The sequence below is a fragment of the Meiothermus sp. genome (genome assembly GCF_026004075.1).
Lineage (GTDB): Bacteria > Deinococcota > Deinococci > Deinococcales > Thermaceae > Meiothermus.
Window position 1 is genome coordinate 416,328 of the sequence record NZ_BPIK01000001.1, and the last position, 24,105, is coordinate 440,432.

Sequence of the window (24,105 nt, forward strand, 5' to 3'; positions counted from 1 at the left end):
ATGGGAATGAAACGACTCACCAAGCAGCGCAAGGCCGTGCTCGAGGTGGTTCGTAGTGCCAAGGGCCACCACCCCGACGCTGCTTGGGTCTACGCCGAAGTGCGCAAGCAGGTGCCCAGCATCAGCCTGGGCACGGTGTACCGCACCCTGGACGCCCTCACCGAGGAGGGCTATCTGGTGCCCCTGGCCCGACCCGGAGAGGCCCTGCGCTACGAGGCCAACCTGGACGGCCACCTGCACATGGTCTGCCGCAGGTGCAACCGCTTCTTCGACATCGTGCACCCGCTGCCCGACCTGCTGAGCGAGGTCAAGGCCAAGTACCCCGCCTTTGCAATCGAAGACGTGCAGGTGGAGTACCAGGGCCTCTGTCCGGCCTGCCAGGCTGCTACTGCAAAATAAGCCGGGCCAGCTCGAGGGGTTTTTCCTGCTGGGGCAGGTGCCCGCAGCCGGGAATGACGTGGAGTTTTGCACTGGGCATAGAGCCCTGCAGGGTTTTGGCGGCCTCGAGGGGAATTACTGCGTCCTGCTCGCCCCAGACCAGCAGCATAGGGGTTTTTATCTGGTCAAAGCGGGCCGGGCCCAGCAGGCTCTCCAAAGCCATCCAGCGGAAGGTGGAGAAGAAAGCCCGCCGCTGGTCGTCGCTCCAGACCCGATCCCAGACCCGCTCCCGCAAAAACTGGCGGTCTTCCGGCGGCAGGGCATCCAGGCTGGCATAGTAGGGCCGCAGGCTCTCAAAAGCGGCCTCCTGCGAGCTGCGGAAGCTGTTGTATAGCTTTTCGCCCTGGCCCGGTATCAAAAACATAAGTTGCACCCGGTTAAGCCGGCCCCGCACCGGCGGGCCATCCACCAGCACCAGCCGCGCTACCAGGTCGGCCCGCCGCTGGGCCACCCGCAGGGCCACCGCGGCCCCCATCGAGCTGCCCACCAGGACGGCCTGCGGAACCTTAAGGTTCTCCAGCAGGGCGGCCATGGTGTCGGCAAAAAAGTTGAGGGTGTAGGCCCGCCGGGGGTGCTCCGAACGGCCAAAACCCGGCAGGTCGGGGGCCACCACCCGGCCCCGCCCGGTTAGCAGCGGAAACACCTTGCGCCAGCTATCGGCCTCGTCGCCCAGGCCATGAATCAGCAAAAAAGTGGGGTCCTGGGCCTGGGCCGGCCCCGAGTCGTAGAGGTGCAGACCCACCCCGTTGACACGAACCCGGCGTTGGTAGGGCTTCAGATGGTCGGGAACGGTAAATTTGGGTCTCATGGGTTCCTAAATCGCCTCCGCTAAGCGCCGAAAAACCTCGGGCAGCCCGGGCTTGGCTCCGCCGTTGGCCCAGCTAAAGCGCAGATCACTCAGGCTGCCCGGCCCCACCCCCATGCCCTCCGGGAACAGCCCGGTGTAGTCCAGCGGCCCCTGTACGGTCTCTCCGCCAAAGGTTTCTGCGAAGCGCTGAACCTCGAGGGGGTGTCCAAAGTGAAAAGCGTAGGTATGGGCCAGCGCCTGCCACAAAAAACGAGGCCGGATGGGGAGGGTGGAAAGCTCGCCTGTTCGGCGCAGAAACACCCAGGCCCGCCCGGGCCGCAGGCGCAGGGTGGCCTCGAGCACATCCCCCAGCGCCCCAAAACTGCCCACAAAAGGGCGCACCAGGTCGTAGCCCTGCACGTTTTTTACGGTGAGGCCCCCCGCCTGAATGATGTGTCCCCTGGGCGACCTGAACTTAAGCCCCAGCACCTCGCTGCCCATAAAAAAAGTCTGGGCGAAGCCGCCGCGCTTGAGCAGGCCGTCCAGGCCCCCCGGCAGTTCGACCGGGGGAAAGGGCGGAAACAGCCCTTGGGGCAGGGCGGCCCAGACCTCGAGCAAGGGCGTGTCGCCGCTGGCGATGAGATACTGGTCGGCGGCAGAAACCTGAAGTACCGGCACCCTTTTATGCTATTCAGTTGGGCCTAGCGAAACAACCCACAGCGTTCGGGGTAGGGGTCGGGGATGCGGCCCGGCTGGGCAGAAAAGCCCATCGCATAGCCGGCCCTGGTCTCGGGCCAGCCCAGTAAAAAAGGCGCCCCGGTGCGGGCAAAATTGAGCCACTGGGCCTGCAAGGCCTGGGCCAGGGAGCGGGAGTTCTGCAGGGCCTCCTGAGTTAGAAACAGGGCCAGCGCAGGCCAGCTCGTCTCGGTTCCAAAGAGCAGGGGCAGCTCGATTCCGTGGAAGCTACCCAGCCCCTCGAGCACCGGTGAGGCCCAGTCCACCAGGTAGCTGTAGGTGGGTGCATGGGCGGCCTGGGCCTGCCCGGCGGCCAGCGTGGGGCAGAGCAGAATCCGATCGGTCTGGAAGTAGGCCCAGGCCTCGGCAGGGGAAGCAGAACGGGCCCGGTAAAGCTGCTCGGCTCGAGCCCCCTGCCCCGGCAGCTTTTCCTCTACGCGCTTGGCAAATTCGCCCCAGCTGGACGGCCCTGAAAGACGCTCCCCCCAGGTCTCCTGAGCGGTAGCCCCCACCACCAGGGGTATCCCTGTCGCATCGCCCTCGCGCAAGGCCCGAAGGGGCACTTTTTTCAACCAGACCCCGTCCAGGTGGGGCTTCCAGGGCACCTCGGCAAACTCCCCGGCCTCGACCCGTTGCAACAGCGCCCCAATGCTACGGTCTTCAGGTGGGAAGAGGCGCTCCAGGGGAATCCGGCGCAAGCAGGCCAGGTCGCCCGCCCCGCACCCCATCCGCGCGGCCCACTGCTCACCCCAGGCCAGTCCCTGCTCGAGGGTACGCACGTACTCGCACCCCCCCGACTGAATAATGGCCTTGTGGAAGAGGCCCCTGGCCGCCGGGGTAGCCAGCAGGGTGCAGACCGCCATCCCCCCCGCCGACTGCCCGAAGAGCGTCACGTTGTCGGGGTTGCCCCCGAAGGCGGCGATGTTGCGCTGTACCCAGCGCAGGGCCTCGAGCATATCCAACAGTCCGTAGTTGCCAGTAGAACCGCGGGGGTCTTCCTGTTGCAGCGCAGGCAGGGCCAGCCAGCCCAGCGAACCCAGCCGGTAGTTGAACCCCACCACCACCGCGCCCTGCGAGGCCAGGGCCGTGCCGTCGTAGAGGGGCTCGGCCCAGCTACCGCCGGTGTAGCTGCCCCCATGAATAAAGACCATCACCGGGTAGCCCTCCGGCGGGGGAGCGGCCATGGGCATCCAGACCCCCAGGTTCAGGCAGTCTTCGCTCTGGGGCGGGAGGTAGCCCCCCAGGCGGGTGGTGAAGACCCCGCGCTGGGGACAGGCCGGGCCTGGCTGGGTGGCCTTGAACACCCCCTCGAGGCGCAAAACCGGTTGTGGGGCTTTCCAGCGTTCGGCCCTGGCATAGGGGATACCGAGGAAGTAGGCCACCTGAGCTTGTTCGCTGTAGCCCCCCTGAATGCGTCCCTGAGGGGTGAGCACCACAACCGAGTGCCCGTACACTAGACCCAACCATGCTGCTAGAGCTAAAAACCAGCGCATGGCTATATTTTGGTGTAGCTACAAGACTTTTCCTGGCCAAAAACTACAGGGCGTTGCAGTAACGCCTAGGCCTCGGGATTAAAAGCCACGGACGCTACTTCAGGCTGCTTGCTCTGGGCGATGATCTCGCGTACACGCTCGCCTTGGACAATTTCTGTCTCCAGGAGCTCCGCAGCCAGCTGATGCATGGCCTTGGCGTTGCTGGACAGAACTTGCTTGGCACGCTCGTAGGCCCGATCCAGAATAGCCCGGATGTCCGCATCGATGAGGCGGCTGGTTTCCTCGGAGTGATCCTGCTTCTTGGCAATTTCCTCGCCCAGGAATATGGGGCCGGTATTGGAGCCCCAGGCTACGTTTTTAAAGTGATCCCCCATGCCCCAGTCGAGCACCATCTGTTTAGCCAGGCTGGTGGCCTGTTTGAAATCGTTGGCGGCGCCAGTGGTAATGGTGCCCACAAACAACTCTTCGGCCGCCCGACCCGCCAGGGTCATGGCCAGGGTGTCCTCGAGGTGCTCTTTGCTCATCAGAATTCGCTCCTCGGGCTTGCTCCAGCGCACCCCAAGCGCCATACCCCTGGGCACAATCGAAACCTTTTCGGTTTTGTCGGCATAAGGTAGTTCCTCGCCCGCAATCGCGTGACCGGCCTCGTGGTATGCCACAGCCCGCTTTTCCTGCTCGCTCAGCTTAAGGGTGCCCCGTTCCAGGCCCAGCATGATTTTGTCGAGCGCGGCCTGGAAGTGGGCGTTGGAAATTTCGCTTGCATTCTCGCGGGCCGCCTGAAGCGCGGCTTCGTTGACCAGGTTTTTGAGGTCGGCACCGCTAAACTGCGGGGTCAGGCGGGCTAAGCTGTTAACGTCCACATCGGACGCAAACTTTTTGCCCCGCATGTGCACCTGCAGGATTTCCTTGCGCTCTTCCAGGGTAGGCAGCCCAATCACTACCTGGCGATCAAAGCGTCCAGGACGCAACAGGGCAGGGTCGAGGATGTCGGGACGGTTGGTCGCGGCCAGCACGATTACGCTGGTATCTTTCTCGAAGCCATCCATCTCGGAGAGAATTTGGTTGAGGGTCTGCTCGCGTTCGTCGTGACCGCCCCCGATACCGGCCCCGCGCTTGCGGCCAATAGAGTCCAGCTCGTCAATAAAAATGATGGCCGGGGCATTACGCCGGGCTTCATCAAATAGGGTTCGTACCCGACTGGCCCCCACGCCCACAAACATCTCCATAAACTCCGAGGCCGAAACAGAAAAGAATGGTACGCCGGCCTCGCCGGCCACGGCACGGGTCAGAAGGGTCTTGCCAGTACCGGGTGGCCCTACCAGCAGTACCCCTTTGGGAATCTCGGCCCCGATGGCGATGTATTTTTGTGGGTTTTTGAGGAAGTCCACCACTTCCATCAGCTCGCGCTTGGCCTCGTGATGACCGGCCACATCCTTGAAGGTGGTATTAACCCGGCGCTCCTTACCGTACTGACGCGCCCGGCTCTGACCAAACTGCATTACCTGCCCCGCCCCACCCTGTGAGCGCATGAAGAAGAACCACCAGAAGGCAATCAGCGCAGCGACAGGTACTAGGGTATAGAGAAGTTGGGGCCAGATACTGGGTAAGCGGTTTTCGATAACTACGCCGTTCTGGCGGAGCAGGTTGGCAAACTGGGGGTCGCTGTAACCTGCCGGAAGGGCAATGACGGTAAAACGGTCAGTGGTTTCGGTGGTATTGCCGACTTGAATGCGCTCGGGCGCTTTGAAAAAGCCGTTTATGCGGCCTTCCTGCAAGATGACCCGGGCCACCTTGCCCTGTTCAACATAATTGATGAAATCGCTATACGGAATACTGGTACGGGTGTTGTTACCACCACCGAATAAGGTAAAGAGCCAGTACGCCAGGATGACGACAAGGATTAAGCTCCAGGGGTTGATACGTGTTGGCAAACCAGAACCTCCATTGGGCGCCTGCGATACAGGCCATGCCTATTCCGCCGATTATATTACGGCAGGCAGGTGCACTAAACCATGGTACTTAATCCTGGCATGAGGAATGGGTGCTAGGGACTAATGCCGCCAAAAAGGTAGCCATGCAAAAGAGCTATCTTTTCTGATAGTTACCAAGTCATACCGGATTCAAAAAACAATGGTCAATCAAAAATTCCATGAGGCTGTCTTTTTTAATTGAGCACTCCCTTCGGTCGGGTTGTTTTGTCGCTGCTTGGCAACGAAACAACCGAATCTGGTATCACACCCTTTGCTTCGCCCGGCGAATAAAGCATATTCCGTTGGTGTACGGCGTGGGCTTGCCCTGACAGGAGATCGCTGCTATATGCAGGCAACCACAGCGAACCTGGTTCTCATTGGTTTAAGGTTTCGGCCTTATGATGGGAGACGATGCAGGTAGTACTCGAGGCCCTCCACAAAGGCGACTACGATACGGCGTTTGAAACGCTGATACGCACGCTGGCGCTGGCGCAAGGGCAGGAAGCAGCCGAGGCAGCCCTATTGCTGGCCGAGGCCTACTCCCTGTACGGCGAGGGGGGTATTGATGGGGCCAACCGGGCCCTGGAAGAGGGCTTGAGCAGCGTGCCCTTGCTTGGGTCTCATCCCCGCTATCGCTCCATTCTGGGTGAGATGCGTGCACTGGAGGGCGCTTCGGAGGAAGAAGTACGGCAAATTCTGCCAAAAACAGCCGATCCTCGAGCCCTTTACCACCAGGCCCAGGCGCTGATGTATCTGGGCTTGCCAGAAGAAGCCCTGGAAATCCTGAACCGCCCCCTCGAGCTGCCCGCTTTTCTGGCCTGGCGCGCCCATACCCTGCGGGGGAAAGCTCTCGAGCGGCTGGGGCAGGCTGCCGAGGCGGCCGCAGCCTACAAAGAAGCCTCGCGCCTGGCCGTCGGGATGGAGCATTACTGGAACCTGATTGATGCTTCGGCAATGTTCGTGGAGGCCGGAATGGGCCTCGAGGCCCTGCAAGCCCTGCAGGAAGCCGAAACCGATGTACCCGAGCTGGAAGACCCTGAAGAGGCGGCCACCCGCTACTACCTGATTGCGCGCAGCCATCTCCTGCTTGGCAACCCCAACCTGGCCCTCGAGGCCATCCAGCGGGCTTTGGAGATGGAGCGGGCGGGTGCAGAACCGGCTCACGGTACACCCTTGGTGCACGGGCAGGCCCTTATGCAGCTGGGACAGCCCCGTGAGGCCATTGAGGCTTTCCAGGAGGCTGTACGGCGGGCCGAAGAGCCAGACAAAAGCTATGCCTTACATGAGCTGGCTGTCGCATACCTGGAAGCCGGGGAGCTGGCCGAGGCCGAGGCTACCCTGCGGGAGGTTTTGCGTGACCCCGAGTACGGCCATCTGGGCGATGCCTACGGAGATTTGGCCGAGGTACTCTACCGCCTGGGCCGTTACGACGAGGCAGCCCAGGCAGCTCAAGCGGCAATTCGCCAGGGAAGCCCGAGTGCTGGACACCTGATTTTGGGTAACCTGGCCTACGACCTGCTGCACCTGGAGGAGGCTCTCGAGCATTACATCCAGGCCTGCGAAACTGCCCCCGAGGGCAGCCGCGATTGGGTCACAGCCCAACAAATGGTGGTGGATACCCTGGCCCAGCTAGGCTTTCGTCATCCAAACGAAATAATTGCACGCAGCGAGGCAGTGCTTCCCTACCTACACCCTGCCGACGAATGGCACCAAGCTCTTAGCAGCTACCTCGAGCGGGCCCGCAACCTGGTGGATGGCAACCGAACGCTCAACTAGAGGGGACGACCCCCGCGGAACGAAGCAGGCCCCGTGCGCTAGCGGGACAAACTGCTGATACGATTGTCTCTCAGCAGGATGAGCTTCTTGGGGGCAGTTCGTGCCACCAACTGACTGTGAAACAAGCCCCTGAGCAGGTGCAATGCAGCCAAGCGTGTTTCACCTCGGCCGCGATAACATAGAGCTGATGAAAGCACTGGCCCTCATTGCCCACGATGGCAAGAAAACCGATATGGTATCGTTTGCCAAAGACCACAAAGATCTATTGGTACGCTTTCCTCTGATAGCTACGGGCACTACCGGGCGGCTGTTAAAGGAGAAGGCCGGTCTGGGTGTGACCTGTATGCTCTCAGGGCCACTTGGGGGCGACCAGCAGATTGGGGCTATGGTAGCTGAAGACAAAGTACTGGCTGTTATCTTTCTGCGCGACCCACTTCAGGCCCAGCCCCACGAACCCGACGTTCAGGCCCTGATGCGGGTCTGTGATGTGCATAACGTACCCCTTGCTACCAACCTGACGGCTGCTGAGGCGATACTGGCCTGGCTGCAAAGTGAGCTATCGGCCAACGAACGGCAGGTGGGTCGCTAGGCCAATCCGAACACAGATAGTGTCAGAAAACCGAATGTTAGAAAAGTTGAGTGCTATATTAGCAAGTAGATATGACACCGGTAGAGTGGATCCAGCAAATGGTAGAAGCCAATCGCGAAGCTCTTCGGCAGATGCCATTTCCACCCGGAATGGCGGAGTACGTGGAGGAGCTGGTACGTGCGGGCCAAACCGAGCAGATTATCGCCATCATCAAGATGGGTTTCCTGATCGGGGTTCAGCAAGGGGCTCGAGGGGAGCCTGTACCCACCACACCGCCCGCACGCATACAGGCCTGAGCAAAGCGTCCGACACCCAAAAGCACCCTACCGGCTGGGGTGCTTTTAAAACAGACCCCTTTCGAAAAGCCTCAAGCGGCGGTGGGTATTCTACCCACCAAGACACGAATTGCCGCTTCAGTACTGAGCTTGAGCAGGCGATCCCTGGGTTCGTGTGTAGGTAGGTGGCTGGGGTTTGCGGGACAGTTTTCTTAACCGACGGCTACTATGCTGTTAGGGAGGACGGTTCTATGCCACAACGTTACATCCCACCCCCCACCCCACAGTACGCGCTCGAGTCCGGCCCTATACTGCTCAAGGATGGCCGCACCGCAACCCTTCGGCCAGCCCGCCCCGAAGACCGACCCCTGTTTGTGGAGTTTCTCGAGCGCCTATCCCCACAGGCCCGTACCTTTCGGTTTTTCTCTGAGGTTAACCCCGAAACCGCCGCCGACCTACTGCTGCGCAAGCCGCCCGACGAAGACAAAGTAACCCTGGTAGTGCTTACCGGCGACCCCGAACGTATCATCGCTACCGGCGAGTATGTGCAAGAAGGGCCGGGCTCTACCTCGGCCGAGGTGGCTTTTTTGGTAGACGACTGGTATCAGGGGCGGGGCTTGGGTTCACTGCTGCTCGAGCGACTCGCCCTGATTGGGGTGCAGCGGGGCATACGGCGCTTCCACGCCTTTACCCTGGCCGAGAACAAGCAGATGCTGGACGTGTTCAAGGCCAGCGGCTTTAAGGTTGAGTCGCACGCCGAATCCGGGGAAGTAGAGGTCAGCTTCGAAATTGAGCCGAACCCCGAGATGGTAGCCAAGTTTGAGCTGCGTGAGCGGGTGGCTACGGTGGCCTCCCTCATGCCGGTTTTGCGCCCCAAGGGTGTAGCGGTGGTGGGTGCTTCAAGAGACCCTGCCAGTGTGGGCTATCAGGTGCTAGAACACCTGGTGCTCAACCGCTTCCAGGGCCCGGTGTACCCGGTTAACACCGCCGCTACCCCTGCCGCAGGCGAGGTGCCGGTGGTGGGCTCGATGCTGGCCTATACCTCCGTGAAGGCCGTGCCGGGCCCGATTGACCTGGCTATAATCACCACCCCCCGCGATAAGGTGCTGGAGGCCGCCGAGGCCTGTGGACAGCGGGGCGTAAGGGCCCTGATGGTGATCACTACCGACATGGAGATGCCGCAAATTAAGGCCCTGGTACAAACCTGCCGCCACTATGGTATGCGGCTGCTGGGGCCGGGCTCGCTGGCCTTAATGAGCACCAGCCCAGATGTGCAGCTTTGTGCTGGCCTGGCCCCTCAACTCCCCTTACGCGGTCGCATTGCCATGTCCAGTCAGAGTGGCGCGGTAGGGCTGGCGGTTTTGGAGTACGCCCGAGAGATGGGGATGGGATTCTCTAACTTTGTTTCGCTGGGCGCAAAAGTAGACATTTCCTCTAACGACCTCATCCAATACTGGGAAGAAGACCCCGAGACCGGGCTCATTCTCCTTTATGTGGAGTCGTTTGGAAACCCCAGGCGCTTTGCCCGTTTGGCCCGGCGAGTAGGTCGCAAGAAACCCATTCTGGCTGTGCGGCCGGGGCGCGACCCGGTAGTAGAGGCCCTCTTCAAGCAGACCGGGGTGGTACTGGCGGAAAACCTGGAAGAGATGTTCGACATCGCAGCAATTCTGGCGCACCAACCCCTACCCGAAGGCCCTAGGGTGGCCCTGCTCACCAACGCCTCGGGGCCTGCCAACCTAGCCAAGGATGCCCTCGAGGCCGAGGGCTTACAAGCTGAGACCCGTGACCTGGGCTCGAGGGCATCCGCCGAGGCCTATCTGGAGGCCGCACGAGAACTCCTGTCCGGTGGTTATCATGCCGTCATCGCCCTCTTTGTACCGCTAGGTTACGCAACCCTGGAAGAGGTCACCAGGGCACTCCAAACCGCCTTTAATGAGGCTCGAGCCCAGAATGTCCAGATTCCGGTGCTTACCTGCTTTATGACTGCCGGACGGCCACGGGTGCGACTGGGGGCCGAGCTGGTACCCTCGTACCGCTTTCCGGAGTCGGCAGGGTGGGCATTGGCTGCTGCATATGCCTACGCCCAATGGCGCAAAACCCCACCCGGAGAAATCCCTGATCATGGGGTACAAGAAGACGCTGCTCGAGCCCTGGTAAGCAAAGTCAAGAACCACTTCACCCCTGGGCAAATCCAGGAACTGCTGGGATATTTCGGCATCTCACTAAAGCCCGCTACCGGCCAGGGCATCACAATGGTGCTGCGTATCCGACACGACGCCCTTTTCGGCCCGGTGCTGAGCCTATCCCTGACCGAACTGCCCCTAGGCGAGCAACTGCTGGGCCTTCGCATTACTCCTCTTACCGACCGGGAAGCCCTGGAAATGCTGCAACCACTGTCCGGTAAAGCCCACCTCGCGAGCTTACAAGACCTGCTGCTGCGGGTCTCGCGCCTGGTCGAGGAACTGCCCGAGCTGGAAGGGCTCGAGCTCAAACTGCTAAGCCAGCCCGAGGAGACGCGGGTTGTCCAGGCCCAGGCATGGCTGCGCGGCCACCCTTCTTCGCCGTAGTGCCAAGCTTGGATGCACTGCTTCGTAGCTTTGGGAGCCGCCAAAACTCGTGGACATGCTCGGGTTTATTTGAGCGTGAAGCCAAACTGCTCGAGACGTCGCTTGATCTCTGCGTCCATGGGTGGGCGGGCCCCAAACCGCCCAATCACCCAGCCCGCTACCTGCACCGCAAGCTGACCGGCAGCCAGGGTGTCTTTAGAACGCAGGTAATGCCCCAGGAAGGCCCCCCCAAACGAATCCCCGGCCCCGGTAGCGTCTACCGGCTGGTCGCGGGTGGCCGGGAGTTCGATGAGCCGGCCCCGGTCGAGAATCAGGGCCCCGTCGGCGGCCAGCTTGAGCAGAATCATGGCCTCGGGGTAGAGCTTTTGCAGCACCTCGAGGATGTCCTTGGGGTCCCGCGCCCCGGTCAGGGCCTGGCCCTCATCCAGGTTGGGAAAAACAAAATCCAGCGAAAGATCGCGGGTCATGCGGCGGAACTCCTCGCGCCCGATCTCCCGGATCATCTGGAACGAGGCCGGGTCAAAAGAGACCGTCACGCCGGCCTCGCGTGCGACGTGCACGGCCTTGAGGGCGGCCTGGCGCGGCGGGTCGGTAAAGAGCGACCAGGCCGTTATGTGCAGGTGCCCGGCTTGCCGAATCACCTCTACCGGTACTTCCTCCGGGCGCAGTTCGAAGTCGGCCCCCTGGGAGGTGAGCATGGAGCGCTGTCCGGCGGCGTCAATCAGCACCAGAACCACGCTGGTAGGAGTGTTGCTGTTCCAGATGATGTGTGGTTCTACACCCTCTTCGGCCAGCTCCTGTACCGCAAACTCGCCGAAGCGGTCGCGCCCAACCTCCCCGATAAATCCCGCTGGGTAGCCCACCCGGGCCGCCCACACCGCCACGTTGGCCGCACTTCCGCCGCCCATCAGCAAAACCCGTCCGGTGGTATCGCCGCCGGGCAGGAGCAGGGTATTGGGTTTGGCCAGCACGTCCCAGGTGAGGTCGCCCAGGGCAACGAGGGGTTTGAGGGTAGTCATCGGGCCGATTCTACCCTGGCCTGCCCCGGTTGTCGGTTCTCTGTCCCTGTGCTACAATCCGATGCGCCAGTGTGGGCCGTTAGCTCAGCCCGGTAGAGCACTCGTCTCCAAAACGAGGTGTCGGAGGTTCGAATCCTTCACGGCCCGCCAGTCCAGGACGCGAAAAACCCGAGGGTGCGAATCCTCGGGTTTGCGTTTGACCCCACGTTTTGACCCCAATAAAGTTTGAGGGGTTTATGAGTCAGGCTTTGGGGCGGGATTTGAGCAGATCTTCAGGGTCGAGCACCCAACCTTGCCGTTTGTGCTCCAGCAGGTGACGGTAAACCGACAGGGTAATGTTGGGGTTCGATTTGATGAGCATGTTGACAACACCCGGGAAGCTTCCTGGCAGGCCTATACCCAACTAGGCCCTGACCTGCTGCTTGACGAATGGTGGAGGGGGTAATGCTGCCAACTGCTCTCTAAGTCAAGCTTTTCTATTCGGTGTGTATAACCTCTGAGTCTATTGCCATGGTCAAATTCGCTTTCCTGGAAAGCTTCGCATATCTAGGATGAATGCTGTATCTAGAACTTTTCGCTGAGGTGTGCTGTTGAATCCAATATGGTCACTTTCTTACCACCTGTCTGGGGTAACGCTCCTAGGTGTTACCCCTCAAGAGCCTCTGGGAACACTGCCGATGCCCGTCCGCGGTGCGGTGCTGCTAGCGGCAGCGCGCATTGACCCAGGTGCCCTCGACCTCGAGGTGCGCAAGGACGATTTGTTATACGGTGAAGGCGAGTATCGGTGGGTGGGTCGCTGGCGTTTCAAAGACCCGGCGCTGGCCGAGGCTCTCAAAGCATCACGGCCCGGCAAACGGGCTACCTTTTCTTCGCTCGAGGGCTACTACCGCTTCAACAAGCTGCTGCCGCCTAGAGACCCTAAAGAGCGCGATGAGCACTATGCTGAGCGCGTGTTTATTGAAGAGGCTTTCCTGCCAGTTTTTGGTTTGGAAGGTCTATCCTATCTGCGCTCCCAAGTCGAGTTTGTGGACTCAAAGAAGCGCAAGCGGCGCATTGACTTCGTGCTCGAGGGGAAGGCGAAGTATGCCATCGAAGTAGAGGGTGCCGCTTACCATGCACATGCCAGTATCGGTGACGAGAAGTTCAACGATGAGAAGCAGCGCCAGCGTGACTTGGGCCAGGCGGGGTATCGTTACTTCCCCTTTAGCTTCGGCGATATTCGCCAGAAGCGAGCCCAGGCAGTGCTCACTGAGCTAGCCCTCGAGGATCCCATACTCCACCGTTTGTTTTTGGCTAACCAGCGTTCGGAGCATACCACTGAGCCTTCTGAGCTAGCACGTCTGGAGCAGCTTCTGCGCTTCCTACCAAAGCGCTTTCCGCTCTACCAGAAGGCTGTCCTGGCGATGCTCGAGAGAGCCAACCGGGAGGGCAAGAACGAACTCACGCTGGTGGACTACGAGCCTGTCACTCCTGGCTTGACCTTGGCGCTGTTGGACACCTTTGCCTTGGTTGAGCGGGTAGCTGAGCTCTATGGGCAGCCGGTGGTCTTGCCTAAGGTAAAACTCTACGTGCTCCGCCCTCCCGACCCTGACCTCTTCTTGCAAGTAATGGAGTTTTATCGATGTCATGGTGGAAGCTCCTTTGTAGACTTGCCCCGAACCCACGTCGAGTACGAACTGGTGAACCGGGTGCCGGACGCCGACTTATTGGACTACATCTTTGCCGCCGAGGCGGCCTCGAGCCCGCCGTCTGGGTCACTGGACGAGTCTCGCCTTGAGCGCTTTTCTGCGCACTTTGTAAGTGAAGTTGGTCCAAGGCCGCCCTCGAACACCAACCCGGTTTCGGTCGAGCGCACCCTTCTGGACTTCTTTGCTCGCCGCTACTTTGCTGTGCGTGACCTAAAGCCTGAACAAGTTCAGCTTCTTCAGCGAGCTCTGCTTGGGCAAAGTGGGCTGGGCATCCTGCCTACGGGCTTTGGTAAGTCACTGGTGTTCCAGCTCTACGGTCTGCTCATACCTCGCACCACCCTGGTCATCAGCCCGCTCAAGGCCCTCATCCGTGACCAGGTTCACTCTATGCACCGGCTGGGATTGGTCTGTGTGGACTCTATCAGCAGCTTCGACTCCTCGGCGGCGAAAGAGCGCAAGCTGGCTGAATTCCGTGGTCATCGCTACCGTCTGCTTTACATATCTCCTGAGCGTCTTCAGATAAAGGGCTTCTATGAGGAGCTTAGGGCAAGCATGCAGGACACTCCAGTAGGTGCACTGGTCATCGATGAAGCCCACTGTGTTTCAGAGTGGGGGCATGACTTCCGCCCTGCGTACTTGCAAATAGGTCGCCTCCGACGCCTCTTAGAAGAGGCGTCGGGGCGATCCATCCCCATCATTGCCCTCACAGCTACTGCTTCCGAGGCGGTGCGTAAAGATGTGTGCGATATTCTGGGCCTCGAGCTGCAAAGCGTTGTGCAACTCGCCAGTAGTGACCGGCCTAACCTTAGCCTTTCCGTGCATCCAAGCGGGGCTTACGGCCTCGAGGCCAAGGAAGAAGTGCTCGAGCACGTCCTAACCAAGGTAGTGCCTACTGCCCTACGTATGGAGAAGGAAAATCTCATCCCTCTTAGAATCTACAAACCACCTTACCCAAATCAGGCACTGCAGTTATGTTTAGAGCATGAACCGCCGTGCTTACCCATCGGACGTCCGTGATGAGGAATGGGCTCTGGTGCTGCCCTATTTGACCCTCGCCCCGCTGGAAGCACCCCAGCGCAAGTACGACCTGCGCGAAGTGTTCAACGCCCTGCGCTGGATGGTTCGAACCGGTGCTCAGTGGGACTACCTGCCCCACGACTTCCCACCCCCCCATATCGTTCAGGCGCAAGCCTACCGCTGGATGAACCGGGGGGTCTTCGAAGACCTGGTACACGACCTGCGCATGACCCTGCGAATGCTCCAGGGCAAAGCCGCCCATCCCAGCGCTGCCATCTACGATGCTCGCACCCTACAGTCCACCCCGCAAAGTGGGGAGCGGGCCGGATACGATGGGTACAAACGACGCAAGGGAAGCAAAGTTCACCTGGCGGTAGATACCCTGGGGCATCTGCTGGCCCTGGTAGTAACGGCGGCCAGTGAACAGGAACGGGCCCAGGTGGGAGCCCTCAGTCAACAGGTGCAGGAAGTGACGGGGGAGCAGGTGGAAGTGGCCTTTGTGGATCAGGGTTACACTGGGGAGGAAGCGGCACAAGCGGCAGAGGCGGAAGGCATCGCCCTGTGTGTGGTCAAGGTGGAAGGGGCCAAACGAGGATTCGTGCTGCTGCCGAAGCGTTGGGTGGTGGAACGTTCGTTTGCCTGGACATCCCGGTTTCGCAGGCTGGCGCGAGACTATGAGCGGCTGGCTGAGACCTTGCGAGGTTGGCACTGGTTGGCTTTTTCGATTCTGATGACAGCGAAAACTGTGGAGCTTTTACGAACAGCTAGTTAGCAGGCTCTAGGGAGGAGCCCCCCTACGAGCACGCTGGAGTAGTCTTTGGCATTTACGCCAACCCCCATGGTAAGACGACGATAGCGGAGGGGGTTCACCACATCGCCAAAGTTATTCGTGAGCGCGTGTCACCTGACCCTGGGTTCGTGCAGGTGCATGCCAGCACACCGCCTACCGTTTGCCCAAATTGCGGCTCCCAGCTTTACCTGTCGCTCACGAGCAGGGAGCTGAAGCTTTATGGTATGACCCAGGGCTATAGCTGTCTGGAGTGCAAGGAGGTTTTTTCCCGCTACGCCTACGCGAGCGACTGGGAGAACACCATTCTCGAGCGCCAAGATGCTTTCCAGGACAACCAGTTCCCCATTCTGGTAGCCACCAAGGGTTATGGCATGGGTATTGACAAGCGGAACATACGCTTCATCATTCACCATGCGCTTTCGAGCGGTCTGGAGGGTTACTACCAGGAAGCCGGGCGTGCTGGGCGCGATGGTAAGCAATCGCATGTGGCCCTCATTTACTCACCACCGACGCGGAAGTGCTACGAAGAGCACCTGCGTTACCACCAGGAGCCGCCCTGCGTCTCCGGGCCCGGCAACTTTAAGTTCCACAAGTGCCCATACGAGCTGCCAGGCCTTTGCGACTACGGCAGGCAAGCTTTTTTCGTCAAGGCAAGCTATCCTGGGCTTCAGACAGACCTCGAGCGGGCCTTATCGGTGTACGACCGGCTGGTGGCTGGAGAGGCGCTTATCAAGAATAGCTTTGACGATGACGATGAGGAGAGCAAGGGTATCCAACTTGCCCTGTATCGTCTTCAGCAGCTCGGGGTCGTCGAGGGGTATTCGCTCACTTACAAGAGTTTACGTGAGGTGGTCTTCGAGGCCGAGTTCAACCCCAACTGGCAACCCGAGGCGGTGCTGCACCACCTGCGGCAGTATCTGCTCCGCACCGAAGGTGAGGCTTATGTCGAGCAGCGCTTAGCTGAGCTGAGCCAGCGGGTGAATGGCAAGCGCAGGCGCGTGGGCGTGCCCGGTGGGGAGAGGCGGCGGTTGATAGAGATGGCCCTCGAGGTGCTGCTTGAGCGGGTTTATACCACCATTCGCAAGACCCGCTACTACATGCTCGAGCGTGAGCTCGACTACGCGCAGAGTCACAACGAGGGTGTCTGCCGCCGGGTGAAAATTCGCAGCTACTTTGACGACGTGGGTTTCTCGGATGACTACCGCTGTGGCTTCTGTGATGTGTGCGTTCCTGATCTCAACTTCACCCGTGACCAGGCGGAAATACCTGTGCGAGATGCTCAGGTGGACGACTTGGCTCGCATCCTGCCCGAACTGGTTTCTAGCTTTCAGCCGGACAAGCTCGCTGAGGCGGTTCGGGTCACCGTCGACCGCGGCGCAGTGGTGGGGATGACTTCGCGTATCGCCAACCGCCTGGAGAAGGACATTACCAACGTGCCATCGCTTTACCTAGCAGGCGCGCTCTCCCGCAGACGCAAGGGCCGGGAGGAAGAGGCCATGTCTTACCTCAAGAGCGCTTTTGATGAAGGAATTCGCCAGGACTTTATCCCCGAGAACCTTGTCTTTATCGCCAAAGAGGCTGCTCAACTCAACCCTGAAAAAGCTTTTGACTGGCTGACTCCAGTGGATGGGCCCTTCAATACCGATCACGGCCTCAAACTCCTCGAGGAACAGGCCAAGCAGCTATATGGAGATGAGGCACCCGCACCACGGGTCGTACGGGCGCTGCGGCATACCCGTCGGGTAGCCCGCACCGCAGAGGCTGCTATCCAGCAGCTGAAGCAGCCGGTTGTTGAGCTACTCTCCGGTTTTGATATTTTGCAGACAATGATGGGAGAGAACTATGTCCAAAGGTAGTAGACTCACCGATGTCGAGTACTTGGAGTCTCAGCTTCATGAGGTTGAAAATCGCTTGCAGGAAGCTGTTGGGCTGCTGGACGGCCTCAAGGCTATCCAGGAAAAGTTCAAGCACCTTGCCACCCTTACCCAGCAATTACAGGCTCACGGGGAGGAGGCGCAAGGGCGGCTTCAAGATGCCCAGTCGCGCTTCAAGTCGTTAGCAGACGATGTAAACAGCACCCTCAGCTACTTGCAGAGGAGCTTCGAGGAGCTTAAGGCTCAAAACGAAGCGCAGTGGATGGAATTCCGTGGCATCCTAGTTAAGGCACAAGAGGATCTGCACACCGCGCAGCGTAACCTGCGAACCGAGCTTGGGTTACAGGTCAATGAACTGCGCGGGGATGTGGAACAGCGCCTCGAGCAGTTCTCCCAGCGCCAGCAGAAGGCGCTCGAGGAAGTTAACCATAAGACCAAGGAAGTGGTTGATGAGGTTCACCGGCTGCTCGAAGAGCAAAACAGAGAGCTGAAGAACCAGCAGAAATTGCTAGCTCAACTTGCCAGCAACCAGGACATGCTCGAGGGTAAAGTGAGGCTGGCTAGCAACATTGCTATCGCGGCAGTTGCTATGGCAGTGGTTGCCATCATACTGACTTTCGTGCTAGGTCGTTGATAGGTACAGCAAAACGCCAGACAACGCCAGGTCGCTCCCAGGGAAAATTTTGGAAGGCATTCGCAGGTCGAACCAAGCCAGCGGTAGGGGAGCCGCTGGGCCTTATGTTCTTGTGTTCTTGCGATACCCAGCAAGGTGTGCAGACAGGTGCCTCCTATCGCAATATTCAAAGGAGTGGCGCCTGTGTTCTGCCGGCCGTCATCTCCTTGCGGGATGTGGCACAAGTATTGCGGTAGGGGTGATACCGGTTTCCCTTCTTCTCCTTTTAGTGCAATCAAATACGAATACGAAGGATTCAAGCTGACGAAAGGGGGTAGGAGTGCATTCCGATAGCATCGTTAATTTTTGAAAGCTAAACGAGACTGCTGGAATGTGTTCTAGAGGAATAGAACCTCTGGAGTTTTTCTATGAGCCCCTCGAGGCAAACCGCGCCCGCAGGGTTTTGAGCCGCTCGCGCACCCGCTCTTCCCAGCCCTCGCCGGTGGCCTGATAGAGCTCGAGGCCCTCCAACGCCTCGGGCAGATACCGCTGGGCGAAGCTGCCCTCGGGGTCGTCGTGGTAGTAAGCGTAGCCCCGGCCATAGCCCATCTGTTGCATGAGGGCGGTGGGGGCGTTGCGCAGGTGCAGGGGAATGGGGGCGGTAGGGTGTTCGCGGGCGGCCTTCTGGGCCTTATGCCAGGCTACATAGACGCTGTTGGACTTGGGGGCCAGGGCCAGGTAGACCACCAGCTCGGCCAGGGCCAGCTCGCCCTCGGGGCTACCTAAAAAATCGTAGGCTTCCTTGGCGGCCATGGCCAGGCGCAGGGCGTTGGGGTCGGCCAGGCCCACGTCCTCCACGGCCATGCGGGCCAGCCGGCGGGCCAGGTAGAGGGGGTCGGCGCCGCCCTCGAGCATGCGGGCCAGGTAGTAGAGTGCGGCGTCTACATGGTTGCCGCGCACCGACTTGTGCAGGGCCGAGATCAGGTCGTAGAAGTAATCGCCCCCTTTGTCGAAGCCCAGCACACCGCGGCCCAGCGCTTCGCGGGCTGCTGCCACGCTGACGTGCCCCTCGCCGAGGCTGGCGGCGAGCTCCAGCGCCGACAGGGCCCGCCGGGCGTCCCCCATGGCAGCCTGGGCGATCAGGTGCAGGGCTTCCGGGTCGGCCTGGGCTTGCAGGCCCTGGGGGTGCTGAAGTGCTCGCTCCAGAAGCCTGCGGGTGGCTGCCTCGTCCAGGGGCTCGAGCACGTAGACCCGGGCGCGGGAGCGCAGGGCCGGATTCACCTCGAAGGAGGGGTTCTCGGTGGTGGCCCCAATCAGGGTCAGGAGGCCCGACTCCACATGGGGCAGGAGTGCGTCTTGCTGGGCTTTGTTGAAGCGGTGAATCTCGTCCAGGAAAAGCACCAGGCCGCTCTGTTCCTGGGCCTGGGCCACAATCTCCTTGATGTCCTTCACGCCGGCACTGACCGCCGAAAGCGCCACCATCGCCCGCCCCACGCCCTGGGCCATCAGCCGGGCCAGGGTGGTTTTGCCGCTGCCGGGCGGCCCCCACAAAATGAAGGAGGAAAGCCGCCGGGTCTCCAGCATGCGCCGCAGGGGTTTTCCCGGCCCGGTGAGGTGTTCCTGGCCCACCACCTCGTCTAGGGTCTGGGGACGTACGCGCTCGGCCAGCGGGGCTATGTTCACAACAAAATCGTACCAGAGGGCGGGGGTTTGCCACCCCGGTTATTCTTGACGCAGCCTGGTGAGCTGTGATCGTATGCTAGGAGTTATGTGGTTGTCGCTGCTGCCCTGGGGCTTCGTCCTGTTGGGCCTGTTGCCGCTGTGGCTGTTTCCCCGGCAGGCGAGCCTTTATCCCGGTCTGGTATTCTTGCTAGCCGCTCTGATGCTGGCCGCCGCGGCCAGCCTGTATGCCCGCGTACCGTTGGGCCCACAGGCGCGTTTTTTTTGGGTGCTGGGGCTGGCTCTGATGAGCAGCGCTATAGCTGTAGCCGCCAGTCGCGACCTGGCCCAGGTTCCCGACGATGTAGCGGTCATGGCTTCGGTGGCGAGTTTGATGGGAGCCGGTGCCTTCTTGGTAGGATTGTTTTTCTTGCTTCGGCGCGAGGTGCCAGGTCTGCCACCCCCCACACAGATGGGTTTTCGCCATGAGGGGGGTGTTCTATCTCATACCGCTTTGCAAGCCCTGGCCCCCAGCCTCGAGACCCTCTCGGCGGTGCGGCCCGTTACGCTTTTGTTGCTGCACACCCGCACCGACCAGCCGGGAACCGAACTGCTGCAATACCTGCGCCAGCCCGACATGGTGTTTCAGCTTGGGCCGGGCCAGTTTCTGATTGTTTTGCAGGGGAGCAGCCTCGAGGGAGCCCAGGCCGTTTTCCGTCGCATCCGGCAGAACCTGGCGATTCTGGCTTATGGCTTCCTGCCTCTTCAAGGCATCAGCGTCCAGCAGGCCCTCGTGCAGCTCGAAGGCGAGCTCGAGCACTACTACCTGACCCAGCACTAGAGGGCCACCAGGCCCAGCCGCTCCTCGAAGGCCCGCTCGAGGCCGCCCTTGCCCAGCACCTCGCCCAGGGCCTTGAAGAACACCCGGTAGTGCTCGGGCCGCGCACTTTCGCCCATCAGGCCCAGCCGCAGCACCTTACCGGCAGTGGGGCCGATGCCCCCGGCCACCGAGACCCCCCGCGCATACAGCCCCTTGCGGATCTCGGCCTCGTGCAGGCCCTGGGGCGGGCGCACCACCAGCACCGTGGGCAGGCGGGCTCCTTCGGCGGCATAGGCACTAAAGCCCAGCTCTTCCAGGAGCGACAGCACCGTGGCGTATAAGCTTTCGGCGCGCTTCTGGCGGTTCTCCAGGCCTTCCTCGAGGGCCAGCTTGAGGGCTTCCTCGAGCGCGTAGTGCAGCAGCACCGGCGAGGTGCAGAAGTAGCCTTCCTGCTCCCAGTAGACCGCTACCCGCGACAGGTCGGAGTACCAGCCCCGTACCTGCCCCAGGCACTCGCGCCCGCGTTGGGAGAGGGCAAAGGGGGCCAGCCCGGGCGGGGCCGAAAGGCATTTCTGGCTACCGGTGAAGGCGTAGTCAATGCCCAGCTTCTGCATCGAGAGCGGCATCATGCCGGCGGTGGTCACCGCGTCCAGCATGAACAGCGCCCCGTGGGCCTGCACCAGCTTGGCAATCTCTTCTACCGGGTTGAGCACGCCGGTGCTGGTCTCGCCGTGCACCAGGGCCACCAGCTTGTAGGGGCGGTGGTTCAGCTCCTCGGCCACGGCCTGGGGGTCAATGGGATGGCCCGGCTCGGAGCGCAGCACCTTGTAGTCGAACTGGTAGGCGTGGGCAATCTCCACCATGCGCTCGCCGAAGGTGCCGCTCACCAGCAGCAGCACCGCGTCGCCCTCGTCGGCCAGGTTGGTGAGGCCGGCCTCCATCCCCAGGCTGCCCGAACCCGGCATGGCGGCCAGCAAAGCGCCAGGGCCGGGGTCGAACAGCTTACCGAGGTGCTCGCGAATGCGGCGGTTGGTGGCCAGCACCTCGGGGTCGAGGTGGCCGCGCATCTCCTTGCCGAGCGCGGTCTGTACCCTGGGGTGGATGGGGGTGGGGCCGGGGGTCAAGAGAACCATGCGTTTCCTCCAAACAAAAAGATTCTCCGCTGGGCAAACCCCTACGGCCTCTTCCGAAGAAGAGCGCCGTTAGAGGATAGCTCGAGCGGAGAATCGCATCTGGTTTGAATATACAGGGGTATATACGTTTTGTCAAAAAGCCGATGGGCTGGGCAGTACCGCCTCGTGTTTAAAACCACAAGAAAAATACCTAAGCCTGATAGACTAAACTTCGATGAACGACTACTACGCAACCCTGGGTGTGGACAGGAATGCCAGTGCCGACGAGATTAAGAGGGCCTACCGCAAACTGGCCCTGCAGTATCACCCCGACAAAAACCCCGGTAACAAAGAAGCCGAGGAGAAGTTCAAGCAGATCAACGAGGCCTACGCGGTGCTTTCCGACCCCGAAAAAAGGGCCAACTACGACCGCTACGGCACAGCCACGCCGGGCAGTGCGGGAGGCAATTTTGGCGACATCTTCGACCTGTTCGAGCAGGTGTTTGGCTTCCGTACGCCGGGGGGTGCGGGCCGTGCGCCGCGGGGGGAGGACCTCGAGGCCGAGGTCGAACTGGAGCTGGTAGACGTACTGTACGGTGTGCAGAAGGAGTTCGAGTACGACCGCCTGGTTCCCTGCGAAACCTGCCACGGACAGGGGGGTAAGCGCCAGACCTGCCGCTCGTGTGGGGGGCGGGGCACGCTCGAGCAAATCCAGCGCACCTTTTTTGGCAACATGGTGGCCCAGGTGCCCTGTACGGCCTGCCGGGGCCGGGGTTACACCCTTTCCGAGACCTGCTCAACCTGCAAAGGCCAGGGCCGGGTGCGGCGCAGGGAAAAGATACAGGTAAACATCCCCGCCGGTATAGACGAAAACCAGCTCCTGCGGGTCTCGGGGATGGGCAACCTGGGGCCGGGGGGGCCGGGCGACCTGTTCGTGCGCCCGCACATTCACCCCCACCCCCACCTCAAGCGCGAGGGCTCCAATCTGATTTACGAGCTACGGCTGGGGCTGGCCCAGGCCGCACTGGGGGCCAGGGTGCAGATTCCGGGCCTGGAGGGCGACCTCGAGCTCAGCATCCCCCCCGGCACCCACGATGGCGAGGTGTTCGAGCTCGAGGGCCAGGGTTTACCCCACCCCGGTAGCCGCAGCCGGGGTAAGCTGCAGGTGATCACCCAGATCGCCGTGCCGCACAACCTTTCCAAGAAAGCCCGCGAACTCCTGCGCCAGTACGCGCAGGAGGTGGGCGAAGAAGTTGCACCCGAGGGCTTCTGGGACAAGGTGAAGCGGGTGTTCAGGGGCTAGCGCACCTGCGGGAAGCCCAGATCCACCTTGCTGGTGCTGGGGTCGGGCCAGCGGCTGGTGACTACCTTGGCGCGGGTGTAGAACTGCACCCCTTCGGGGCCGTACATGTGCAGGTCGCCGAACAGGCTGGCCTTCCAGCCGCCAAAGCTGTAGTAGGCCACCGGTACCGGGATGGGTACATTGATGCCCACCATGCCGGCCTCCACGTCGAACTGGAACTGCCGGGCGGCCCCCCCGTCGCGGGTGAAGATGGCCGTGCCGTTGCCGTAGGGATGCTCGTTGATGAGCTTCAGGGCCTCGTCGTAGGTCTTGACCCGCACCACGCTGAGCACCGGGCCAAAAATCTCGTCGTCGTAGCACTTCATGCCGGGCTTAACGTGGTCGATCAGGCTGGTGCCCAGGAAAAAGCCCTCGGACTGGGCGATGGGATCCTGCCGGCCATCCACCACCACGGTGGCCCCTTCCTTGGGGGCGTTTTCGATGTAGGAGGCCACCTTGTCGCGGTGCTCGCGGGTAATCAGGGGGCCCATCTCCACGCCCTCCTCGAGGCCCGGCCCCACCTTGATTCTGGGCATCCGCTCCTTGATGGCGGCAATCAGGCTATCGGCTGTCTGATCGCCCACCGCCACCACCACCGAGATGGCCATGCAGCGCTCGCCCGCCGAACCATAGGCCGCGCTCACGGCGGCGTCGGCGGCCATGCCGATATCGGCGTCGGGCAGCACCACCATGTGGTTTTTGGCCCCGCCCAGGGCCTGCACCCGCTTGCCGTTTTTGGTGCCGGTCTCGTAGATGTACTTGGCGACCGGGGTAGAGCCCACAAAACTAACGGCCTTGATCTCGGGGTGCTCGAGAATGCGATCCACCGCCACCTTGTCGCCGTGCACCACGTTGAACACCCCATCGGGGAGCCCGGCTTGCTGCAGGAGCTCGGCCAGGAAGAGGCTGGGGGAGGGGTCTTTTTCCGAGGGCTTCAGGATGAAGGTGTTGCCGCAGGCGATGGCGTTGGCAAACATCCACATGGGCACCATGGCCGGAAAGTTGAAGGGGGTGATGCCCGCCACCACGCCCAGCGGCTGGCGAATCTGGTACACGTCCACCCCCCGGCTGGCCTGCTCGGAGAAGCCCCCCTTCAAGAGGTGGGGGATGCCGGTGGCGAACTCCACGTTTTCCAGGCCCCGCGCCACCTCGCCCAGGGCATCGGCCAGGGTCTTGCCGTGCTCGATGGTAATCAGCTCGGCAATTTTGCGGCGGTTCTGGTCTACCAGATCGCGGAACTTGAACATGATCTCGGCCCGGCGCGAGAGGGGGGTCTGCCGCCAGGTTTTGTAGGCTTCCTTGGCTACCGCCACCGCCGCATCGAGCTCCTCCACCGAGGCGAAGTCCACGGTGGCCTGCGGCTGCCCGGTGGCAGGGTTCCAGACCACGCCGCTCCGCCCAGACCTGCCCTCGACCGGCTTGCCGCCGATCCAGTGGGAAACGCGCTTCAGGGTGACTTGAGGTTCCTTGACTGCCATCTGCTACCTCCGTATGGGCTGGGCAATGAAACAGGGTTGAGGCCCGATAGGTTCATGGTAGGA

General features: G+C 61.3%; 19 protein-coding genes and 1 tRNA gene. 12 read left to right on the top strand and 8 right to left on the bottom strand.

Going from position 1 to position 24,105, the window contains the following annotated elements:
- Positions 1-399: a manganese-dependent transcriptional regulator PerR gene (gene perR / locus Q0X18_RS02045; protein WP_297557868.1), complete on the top strand. Its 399-nt coding sequence runs from the start codon at positions 1-3 to the stop codon at positions 397-399.
- Here the strand turns inward: perR and Q0X18_RS02050 are convergent.
- From Q0X18_RS02050 to ftsH, 4 genes are all read right to left on the bottom strand, one after another.
- Positions 386-1,246, bottom strand: coding sequence for an alpha/beta fold hydrolase (locus Q0X18_RS02050; protein ID WP_297557871.1), 861 nt, complete (start codon positions 1,244-1,246; stop codon positions 386-388). The genes perR and Q0X18_RS02050 overlap by 14 nt on opposite strands.
- A gap of 6 nt (positions 1,247-1,252) precedes the next feature.
- A complete protein-coding gene (locus Q0X18_RS02055; RefSeq protein WP_297557874.1) occupies positions 1,253-1,903 on the bottom strand; it encodes a DUF5639 domain-containing protein in 651 nt (216 codons plus the stop codon).
- Between the two features lie 23 nt (positions 1,904-1,926).
- Positions 1,927-3,453: a carboxylesterase/lipase family protein gene (locus tag Q0X18_RS02060; protein ID WP_297557877.1), complete on the bottom strand. Its 1,527-nt coding sequence runs from the start codon at positions 3,451-3,453 to the stop codon at positions 1,927-1,929.
- 65 nt (positions 3,454-3,518) lie between these two features.
- Positions 3,519-5,384, bottom strand: a complete 1,866-nt coding sequence (gene ftsH, locus Q0X18_RS02065; RefSeq protein ID WP_297557880.1) for an ATP-dependent zinc metalloprotease FtsH — start codon at positions 5,382-5,384, stop codon at positions 3,519-3,521.
- Positions 5,385-5,834: 450 nt separating this feature from the next.
- Here ftsH and Q0X18_RS02070 point away from each other — a divergent pair, with 450 nt between their 5' ends.
- The 4 genes from Q0X18_RS02070 to Q0X18_RS02085 all read left to right on the top strand — a co-directional run bounded on the left by Q0X18_RS02070 (position 5,835) and on the right by Q0X18_RS02085 (position 10,630).
- Positions 5,835-7,199: a tetratricopeptide repeat protein gene (locus Q0X18_RS02070; protein WP_297557882.1), complete on the top strand. Its 1,365-nt coding sequence runs from the start codon at positions 5,835-5,837 to the stop codon at positions 7,197-7,199.
- A gap of 187 nt (positions 7,200-7,386) precedes the next feature.
- Positions 7,387-7,788, top strand: coding sequence for a methylglyoxal synthase (mgsA, locus tag Q0X18_RS02075; RefSeq protein WP_297557884.1), 402 nt, complete (start codon positions 7,387-7,389; stop codon positions 7,786-7,788).
- A gap of 98 nt (positions 7,789-7,886) precedes the next feature.
- On the top strand, positions 7,887-8,084 hold the full coding sequence (locus Q0X18_RS02080; protein ID WP_297557887.1) for a hypothetical protein: 198 nt from the start codon (positions 7,887-7,889) through the stop codon (positions 8,082-8,084).
- Positions 8,085-8,314: 230 nt separating this feature from the next.
- Positions 8,315-10,630, top strand: coding sequence for a GNAT family N-acetyltransferase (locus Q0X18_RS02085; RefSeq protein ID WP_297557889.1), 2,316 nt, complete (start codon positions 8,315-8,317; stop codon positions 10,628-10,630).
- A gap of 65 nt (positions 10,631-10,695) precedes the next feature.
- On the opposite strand, the gene Q0X18_RS02090 is transcribed toward Q0X18_RS02085, so the two are convergent.
- A complete protein-coding gene (locus Q0X18_RS02090; protein WP_297557891.1) occupies positions 10,696-11,649 on the bottom strand; it encodes a carbohydrate kinase family protein in 954 nt (317 codons plus the stop codon).
- A 73-nt stretch (positions 11,650-11,722) separates the two neighbouring features.
- Here Q0X18_RS02090 and Q0X18_RS02095 point away from each other — a divergent pair.
- The 5 genes from Q0X18_RS02095 to Q0X18_RS02115 all read left to right on the top strand — a co-directional run bounded on the left by Q0X18_RS02095 (position 11,723) and on the right by Q0X18_RS02115 (position 17,652).
- Positions 11,723-11,799 (top strand) — tRNA-Trp (locus Q0X18_RS02095).
- A 527-nt stretch (positions 11,800-12,326) separates the two neighbouring features.
- Entirely contained in the window at positions 12,327-14,354 is a 2,028-nt protein-coding gene (locus tag Q0X18_RS02100; protein ID WP_297557894.1) for a DEAD/DEAH box helicase, read from the top strand.
- Positions 14,320-15,126, top strand: a complete 807-nt coding sequence (locus Q0X18_RS02105) for an IS5 family transposase (RefSeq protein ID WP_119342530.1) — start codon at positions 14,320-14,322, stop codon at positions 15,124-15,126. The genes Q0X18_RS02100 and Q0X18_RS02105 overlap by 35 nt, the downstream gene beginning before the upstream one ends.
- Before the next feature lie 242 nt (positions 15,127-15,368).
- Complete coding sequence (locus Q0X18_RS02110) at positions 15,369-17,000, top strand: RecQ family zinc-binding domain-containing protein (protein WP_297557896.1); 1,632 nt, start codon at positions 15,369-15,371, stop codon at positions 16,998-17,000.
- Entirely contained in the window at positions 16,987-17,652 is a 666-nt protein-coding gene (locus Q0X18_RS02115; RefSeq protein WP_297557898.1) for a hypothetical protein, read from the top strand. The genes Q0X18_RS02110 and Q0X18_RS02115 overlap by 14 nt, the downstream gene beginning before the upstream one ends.
- Before the next feature lie 405 nt (positions 17,653-18,057).
- On the opposite strand, the gene Q0X18_RS02120 is transcribed toward Q0X18_RS02115, so the two are convergent.
- A complete protein-coding gene (locus Q0X18_RS02120; RefSeq protein WP_297562915.1) occupies positions 18,058-19,308 on the bottom strand; it encodes a replication-associated recombination protein A in 1,251 nt (416 codons plus the stop codon).
- A gap of 91 nt (positions 19,309-19,399) precedes the next feature.
- Here Q0X18_RS02120 and Q0X18_RS02125 point away from each other — a divergent pair, with 91 nt between their 5' ends.
- The gene (locus tag Q0X18_RS02125) at positions 19,400-20,131 is read left to right on the top strand and encodes a diguanylate cyclase (protein ID WP_297557900.1); all 732 of its coding nucleotides are present in this window, start codon (positions 19,400-19,402) and stop codon (positions 20,129-20,131) included.
- On the opposite strand, the gene Q0X18_RS02130 is transcribed toward Q0X18_RS02125, so the two are convergent.
- On the bottom strand, positions 20,128-21,243 hold the full coding sequence (locus Q0X18_RS02130; protein WP_297557902.1) for an alanine--glyoxylate aminotransferase family protein: 1,116 nt from the start codon (positions 21,241-21,243) through the stop codon (positions 20,128-20,130). The genes Q0X18_RS02125 and Q0X18_RS02130 overlap by 4 nt on opposite strands.
- Before the next feature lie 214 nt (positions 21,244-21,457).
- Between Q0X18_RS02130 and dnaJ the strand changes: the two genes are divergently transcribed.
- Complete coding sequence (gene dnaJ, locus Q0X18_RS02135; RefSeq protein WP_297557904.1) at positions 21,458-22,525, top strand: molecular chaperone DnaJ; 1,068 nt, start codon at positions 21,458-21,460, stop codon at positions 22,523-22,525.
- Here the strand turns inward: dnaJ and Q0X18_RS02140 are convergent.
- Entirely contained in the window at positions 22,522-24,042 is a 1,521-nt protein-coding gene (locus Q0X18_RS02140) for a CoA-acylating methylmalonate-semialdehyde dehydrogenase (RefSeq protein WP_297557906.1), read from the bottom strand. The two genes, dnaJ and Q0X18_RS02140, sit on opposite strands and share 4 nt — an antisense overlap.
- Between the last annotated feature and the right edge of the window lie 63 nt (positions 24,043-24,105).

Bases quoted from the DNA above. Each gene is read 5' to 3' on its own strand.
- Q0X18_RS02090 (WP_297557891.1), bottom strand. From the start codon at position 11,649: ATGACTACCCTCAAACCCCTCGTTGCCCTGGGCGACCTCACCTGGGAC.
- Q0X18_RS02115 (WP_297557898.1), top strand. From the start codon at position 16,987: ATGTCCAAAGGTAGTAGACTCACCGATGTCGAGTACTTGGAGTCTCAG.
- Q0X18_RS02060 (WP_297557877.1), bottom strand. From the start codon at position 3,453: ATGCGCTGGTTTTTAGCTCTAGCAGCATGGTTGGGTCTAGTGTACGGG.
- perR (WP_297557868.1), top strand. From the start codon at position 1: ATGGGAATGAAACGACTCACCAAGCAGCGCAAGGCCGTGCTCGAGGTG.
- Q0X18_RS02100 (WP_297557894.1), top strand. From the start codon at position 12,327: ATGCCCGTCCGCGGTGCGGTGCTGCTAGCGGCAGCGCGCATTGACCCA.
- Q0X18_RS02070 (WP_297557882.1), top strand. From the start codon at position 5,835: ATGCAGGTAGTACTCGAGGCCCTCCACAAAGGCGACTACGATACGGCG.
- Q0X18_RS02125 (WP_297557900.1), top strand. From the start codon at position 19,400: ATGTGGTTGTCGCTGCTGCCCTGGGGCTTCGTCCTGTTGGGCCTGTTG.
- Q0X18_RS02140 (WP_297557906.1), bottom strand. From the start codon at position 24,042: ATGGCAGTCAAGGAACCTCAAGTCACCCTGAAGCGCGTTTCCCACTGG.
- mgsA (WP_297557884.1), top strand. From the start codon at position 7,387: ATGAAAGCACTGGCCCTCATTGCCCACGATGGCAAGAAAACCGATATG.
- Q0X18_RS02080 (WP_297557887.1), top strand. From the start codon at position 7,887: ATGGTAGAAGCCAATCGCGAAGCTCTTCGGCAGATGCCATTTCCACCC.
- Q0X18_RS02105 (WP_119342530.1), top strand. From the start codon at position 14,320: ATGAACCGCCGTGCTTACCCATCGGACGTCCGTGATGAGGAATGGGCT.
- dnaJ (WP_297557904.1), top strand. From the start codon at position 21,458: ATGAACGACTACTACGCAACCCTGGGTGTGGACAGGAATGCCAGTGCC.
- Q0X18_RS02130 (WP_297557902.1), bottom strand. From the start codon at position 21,243: ATGGTTCTCTTGACCCCCGGCCCCACCCCCATCCACCCCAGGGTACAG.
- Q0X18_RS02050 (WP_297557871.1), bottom strand. From the start codon at position 1,246: ATGAGACCCAAATTTACCGTTCCCGACCATCTGAAGCCCTACCAACGC.
- Q0X18_RS02085 (WP_297557889.1), top strand. From the start codon at position 8,315: ATGCCACAACGTTACATCCCACCCCCCACCCCACAGTACGCGCTCGAG.
- Q0X18_RS02110 (WP_297557896.1), top strand. From the start codon at position 15,369: ATGACCCAGGGCTATAGCTGTCTGGAGTGCAAGGAGGTTTTTTCCCGC.